This window comes from Ethanoligenens sp. (assembly GCF_047718355.1).
Taxonomy (GTDB): domain Bacteria; phylum Bacillota; class Clostridia; order Oscillospirales; family Ethanoligenentaceae; genus Ethanoligenens.
In genome coordinates this window covers 1-5,486 of record NZ_JBDNLG010000129.1, presented here as the reverse complement: position 1 = coordinate 5,486, position 5,486 = coordinate 1, and the positions used below count along the sequence as shown (strand labels likewise).

The 5,486-nt window shown below is 51.0% G+C and carries 5 protein-coding genes; 2 read left to right on the top strand and 3 right to left on the bottom strand.

What is annotated here, in order from left to right; all coding sequences use genetic code 11:
- Positions 1-46 precede the first annotated feature (46 nt).
- The gene (locus ABF463_RS13730; RefSeq protein WP_415534480.1) at positions 47-1,222 is read right to left on the bottom strand and encodes a sporulation protein YqfD; all 1,176 of its coding nucleotides are present in this window, start codon (positions 1,220-1,222) and stop codon (positions 47-49) included.
- 51 nt (positions 1,223-1,273) lie between these two features.
- Positions 1,274-1,585 carry a YabP/YqfC family sporulation protein gene (locus ABF463_RS13725; RefSeq protein ID WP_415534479.1) on the bottom strand — a complete coding sequence of 104 codons (312 nt, stop codon included), beginning with the start codon at positions 1,583-1,585 and terminating at the stop codon, positions 1,274-1,276.
- A 198-nt stretch (positions 1,586-1,783) separates the two neighbouring features.
- On the opposite strand from ABF463_RS13725, the gene ABF463_RS13720 reads away from it, so the two are divergent.
- Positions 1,784-2,914: a nucleoside recognition domain-containing protein gene (locus tag ABF463_RS13720; protein WP_415534477.1), complete on the top strand. Its 1,131-nt coding sequence runs from the start codon at positions 1,784-1,786 to the stop codon at positions 2,912-2,914.
- A 364-nt stretch (positions 2,915-3,278) separates the two neighbouring features.
- Positions 3,279-3,794 (top strand): DUF1003 domain-containing protein, encoded by a 516-nt coding sequence (locus tag ABF463_RS13715; protein ID WP_415534475.1) that lies wholly within the window; start codon positions 3,279-3,281, stop codon positions 3,792-3,794.
- A gap of 147 nt (positions 3,795-3,941) precedes the next feature.
- Here the strand turns inward: ABF463_RS13715 and ABF463_RS13710 are convergent, their stop codons facing one another.
- Entirely contained in the window at positions 3,942-5,273 is a 1,332-nt protein-coding gene (locus tag ABF463_RS13710; protein WP_415534473.1) for a D-alanyl-D-alanine carboxypeptidase family protein, read from the bottom strand.
- Between the last annotated feature and the right edge of the window lie 213 nt (positions 5,274-5,486).

The following is a 5,486-nucleotide window of genomic DNA, read 5'->3' as shown; positions in this document are numbered from 1 at the left end:
CATATCATATTTTATCGCACAATCATAGCATCATTTTTACTAAACTTTATGAAATTTGGATGGATTCTCCCAACGCTATGTCTTCTTCACAGACATCATGCGCGGTCAAGGTGTACCCATTCGCGTCTGTTTTGATTTCCGTTGCCTGCGAAATGCGTTTTATGCCTGAAAATTCTATTTTTTCTTTTTCCTCCAGCGCCTGTTTGGCCATGCTGGCTGCCTGCGACGGAGAATATGTAACCGACAACGGTTTGCATTCCCGGTAAACGCGTGTGGTTATGGAGACCGGCAGCTTCACGCCAAAAAACGACGCGTTGTTGGTATAGGAGTACCGGTTGAAATTCCCTTGCAGCGCTCCAAAATAGAGCGGGACGCCGAAATCAAACAGATTTAGCGTATACCGCTTGATTTCCTTTCCCGTTTCACTGTACACGGTGGTATGGAACGGGATTGTGACCGATATGTCCCGCTTGGTACGCGCGACCGCAGTGCCCTGCGCGTGAACAAGGAGGAGAGCGCCGTCCTTGTCCTCAATGACGCCGCTGATGAGCAGCTGCCCTGCCGTTACAGCTTCACCGACCTGCACCATTGGCTTGCCGGCGTAGATTTCCATCCGTATGATCTGCCCGTCCCGTGTCGCCTTGACATTGCAGGGAAGTGCCTGTGGCACGATCTCCGGCGGATAACGTCGCTCCCGTACCCGGACATACGCCGTGCTGCCATGCAGATTGATGGTCACGCCTGAAAGCTCAGGAATGCGCAGCAGCAGACCGTTCTGAATGTAGCGTACCTGCAAAAACATGGCGAACGCTCCGGGGCGCAGTCCCAGATCGGCAAGCACATGCTCCACCTGTGTTGTTGAGACGCTTTGGTTTCCCGCTATGTCGATTTCCCAGACGAAACTGGAAAAAAAACAAACCAGTATCATGAATACCAGCAGACCGACCAGTATACCCGCGTGGCGCGCAAACCGTTTGGTTTGATACGGAACGCCTTTCTGCGCTTCCTGCGTTAGGACCACGCCGGCGCTCATTGCCAGCGGATGCAGTTTGCGGAAGTCACGCCTGAGCGCAGAAGCGTACAGCACGCCGTCCTTGCTGCGGATATCCCAAAGCGCGATTTCACTGCGTGCCACAAGATTTAGAAAGCGCTCGGGTGAGCCGCCGTCGGCACGAAAACGCACATATCCTAAAAAATATTGGATAACGCGCAGCAAAAACATCAGACGTTCTCCCTTCGCCGTTTGATACGGTCTGACCGTGCAGAACAGGGATTACAGATATTCCACCGAAAGGATATAGCCCTCGATGATGGCGGAATCTTTGCGCAGATTGCGCATGGATAATCCTCTGCCGGTGAATCGGATGGTATATTTGCCGACATGCAGCCGGATGATGGTTTCATCATATTCCAAAATGGAACAGCTTCCTTCCACCACCGCTTCGCGGTTGCCGGAAAGTTCCACATGCAGCATACCACCTGTAAAATCCGGTGGTATTTCCATTGCCTGCGCCGTCTTTTCCAGAACGGCGGCAGGAAGCTTGCGCAGCTTCGCGTGACGTTTTTTGGGGTGTTTTCGGGCCATGTCCGTCCCTCCTGCCCGCCGCCCGGCGGCAAAGTGGTTTCTGAAAATTCTATGTACGTCCGGCTATAAAAATACATCCCCGCATATACATGGGAGGGCGGCACGCAGTTTTGATGCTCTTCCATCATAAAAAATACGGAGTTCAGGTGCCGCCTTTCCCGCAAACGCGTTTTTTACAAAAGAGATAAGAGGACGCTTATGATCAAAAGTGCAAAAAAACAATCTCTCCCAATCAAGAAGGAGCTGCGAGCCTTTCTGTTGACTTCCGGCGCCAGTTTTTTGCTTCTGCTTCTGCTTTTTTCACCGCAGGCAGGTCTGGAGGGCGCGCGGACAGGGCTGCTTCTCTGTGCCGAGATCGTTATTCCCACGCTGTTTCCCTTCTTGGTGCTGTCATCTTTTGTCATCCGCTTGGGCATTGCGGAGCGATTCGGCAGACTGTTTGCCCGGCTGACAGCCATACTGTTTCGCCTTCCGGGCGCATCGGCTTCTGTGTTGTTGCTGGGCATTCTTGGCGGTTATCCGGTCGGTGCAAGCGCCTGTGCGGAATTGGTGGAAAAAGGCGTGCTTACCCGGGCGGAAGGGAACCGGCTGCTTTCATTTTGTATCAATTCCAGCCCGGCTTATATCATCGGAGCAGTGGGTGCGGGTTTGCTGCACAGTGCCAAAGCTGGTGCGCTGCTGTATGCGGCACATGTGCTGTCCTCTTTGTTAGTTGGCCTGCTGCTCGGCATGAGCGGTACAAAGCGCGCGGCCAGTGTATCAGATCCAAAACGCACGGTCAGCATGTCCGCACCCGGCGCATTAGTCACATCGGTGACCGACGCGGCGCACAGTATGCTGGGTATCAGCGCATTTGTGGTGTTTTTTTCAGCGTTGTCCGCCCTGTTGTTCTCCACCGGGCTGGTGGAGGCATGTGCACATTTGACGTCTCTGCTGCCGGGTATGCACTGGGTTGATGCGGAAACTGCACAAACGCTGCTAAAAGGTTTTTTTGAGGTTTCCGGCGGCTGTGATGCGGCGGTACGAAACGGGCAGTTCACTTTGGAGGCATTATCGGCATTTTTGAGTTGGTCGGGTCTCTCAGTCGTCTTTCAGGTGCTGTTCACTGTGCGGGACACCGGTCTTTCTGCACGGGGGTATGTGGCTTGTCGTCCGCTGCACATGCTGTTCTCTGTTTTGCTGACGATTCTGCTCTTTACTCTTTTTCCCGTTGCTATTCCCACGTTGGCCGGTGCGGCACCGTTTACACTGGCTATGCATAATGCGCCTGCGAGTGCGGCACTGCTGTTTGCGTGTGCGGTGCTGTTGCTGGCGCGCGCAAAAGTCTGATGTTGGGGACGGCAAGCCACCGTTCTTTTCTTTTGCACAAAAATCTGGTATGCTTATAGAAAAGGCGCCGGTTATAGCGGCGTCTTGCAACTGGATTTTTTATATGATCAGATGATAAGAGAGGTTGGAGACATGCGCTTGTTTCCCAAGAAAGCCCATATTGCTTGTAAACACTGTCGATACGGGCGCAAGACGATGGGTGGAGAAAAAGTCCTGTGCACACGCAAGGGTATCGTGGAACTGGATTTTTCTTGCCGTAAGTATCAATATGACCCACTTAAACGAGTGCCTCGCAGACGTCCGACTTTGCCTGCTTTCACACAGGAAGACTTTAAATTATAACGTGCATCACAAGGAGCGGGGCATGAGAGAAAAAAGTGTAAAAGAGCTTGCTGATCTGATTCTAAACGACCATTCTACCGATAAGGAAGAAGAAGAAGCGCTGCATTTGCTGATCGAAAAAAGATTGGCTAAGGATGTTTATGTAAACAAAGGCAAGAAAATCACGCTGGGCGACCGCATGGCGGATAACATCGCCAGATTTGCTGGCAGCTGGGGATTTATCGGTATCTTTATAGGCACTATGGTGGTCTGGATTATCTTGAACGCTTTGGCGCTCGTACATCCGTTCGATGCCTATCCATTTATTTTGCTTAACCTTGCACTTTCCTGTATTGCAGCCATACAGGCGCCAATCATCATGATGAGCCAAAATCGGCAGGAAAGTAAAGACCGCGCGCGTTCCGAAAATGATTACCTTATCAACCTGAAATCGGAGATTATCATCGCCGATCTGCACGAAAAGATTGATACGTTGCTGCTAAATCAGGAGCGGATGGTGGCAAAGCTCAACCGGCTTGAAAAAAAATATGCCGAATGAGCCGCATGGCTAAGTCTGGGGTTCTTGCACATTTGCGAGAGTCGTTCCGGTCATATTTTCTGACATAAAATACTGCAAAATGTTCCACCAAAAAGCACCGGTATCGTAACAAACGATACCGGTGCTTTTTGGTGGAACATAGGAAGGTTAACGAGGGTAACGCTTGCTCCGTTTGCGCCGCCGCATCCCTGCCTTTTTGCGATGGTTGTGGCGATAAGTCAAAATGAAATAAAGCACCAGCAGAATAACAAGTCCAATGCAAACAAGCTTAAACCACGGGGAATGAAAAAATTTACTGATTAGATAGAAGACATACAGCGGTGTGGAGCGCTGAACATTCTGCGCTGCCACCAGTTGTATCGTGCCAATTTTTTGTCCGCCGAGCAGCACATCCGCCGAGCAGATATATTGACCTTTTTTGACTGGCGAAGGAACTGATTTCGGCGGATTGATTGGTGTGACCGTTACAGCGGCTTTGCTTTGCGCCGTCGGAATCAACGCATTGAACTGTTCTTTTGGAACGAGCCGGAGATTTTGCTGTTTCCATGCAAACAGCAGCGGCACCTGCGCCTGCGGTGTGCCGGTGTTCAGCAGCTCCCGCGTCTGAAAACTGCCTAACGCCCATTGATACAATGCTTTTGTATCCGCAAACGCGGTGTTGGTCACGTCATTGTTTGCTATGGTTTCCTGCCCACCCATGACCACGGCGTAGTAAGTGACCCCTTTTTTCTGTGCCAAGGAGACCAAGCAGGCTCCCGCTTCAGAGGTCGTGCCGGTTTTGATGCCTTTGACACTGTCCAAAAAATATTTTGAACCGCTGGAAATCAGCAGGTTGGTATTCGATATTCTGAGCGCCGGCGTTACATTGGTGGCGGGAATGGTATAAGAGGGTGTATCCACCACACTGGCCAGAAAATCATTGGCCATGACTTGCTTGGCGATTAAATAGACATCTTTTGCAGTTGTGTAGTGATTGGGGTCTTGTAGCCCTTCGGGGTTGACATAGTGCGTATGATCTGCGCCCAGCTTTTTGGCCTCTTCATTCATCATATCCACAAAAGCCGAAACAGAGCCACCCACGGCGCGTGCCAATACCATCGCGCAGTCATTTCCCGATTTCACCAGCAAACCGTACAGTAGTTGCCGCACGGTGATCTGCTCGCCCACTTTCAGGCCCAGCACCGAACTGCCGGTGCCGGAAAGTGGTGACAGGTCGTCTTTTTGCACCGTGATGACCGTGTCGAGGGCATTGCCATATTTCTGTATGGTCAATAAGGCGGTCGTCAATTTGGTAATGGAGGCGGGGTAAACCTTTTGGTCTGCATTTTTTTCATAAATGACCGTGCCTGTGTCGGAATTTACCAAATAGACCGTATTAGACGAAACGGCGGCAGGTGGGTCCCATGCCAGCACATGCAGCCCGGAAATCCCTATAGCTACGGTCAGAAACAGTACGACAGTCACGATGGTTTTGCGCATGATGAACCTCCGATGGTTTTGCAGACGTGCCCAAATTCATGGCAGCCGAAAGCCGGGCAAACTCTCTACTGCCGCCGCACGGTCATGCCGCCCATATCCCCCATGAGCCGACATAGTCTTTATTATAACAGCTTTTCAGGAAAAATAAAATCAAAACGCCTGTATTCAAAAACATTTGTCAGGGACTATAAGGCAGTACAAGATGTATAGTAA

Excerpts from the sequence above, each read along its gene's own strand:
- ABF463_RS13725 (WP_415534479.1), bottom strand. The coding sequence starts at position 1,585 with ATGGCCCGAAAACACCCCAAAAAACGTCACGCGAAGCTGCGCAAGCTT.
- ABF463_RS13730 (WP_415534480.1), bottom strand. The coding sequence starts at position 1,222 with ATGTTTTTGCTGCGCGTTATCCAATATTTTTTAGGATATGTGCGTTTT.
- ABF463_RS13715 (WP_415534475.1), top strand. The coding sequence starts at position 3,279 with ATGAGAGAAAAAAGTGTAAAAGAGCTTGCTGATCTGATTCTAAACGAC.
- ABF463_RS13710 (WP_415534473.1), bottom strand. The coding sequence starts at position 5,273 with ATGCGCAAAACCATCGTGACTGTCGTACTGTTTCTGACCGTAGCTATA.
- ABF463_RS13720 (WP_415534477.1), top strand. The coding sequence starts at position 1,784 with ATGATCAAAAGTGCAAAAAAACAATCTCTCCCAATCAAGAAGGAGCTG.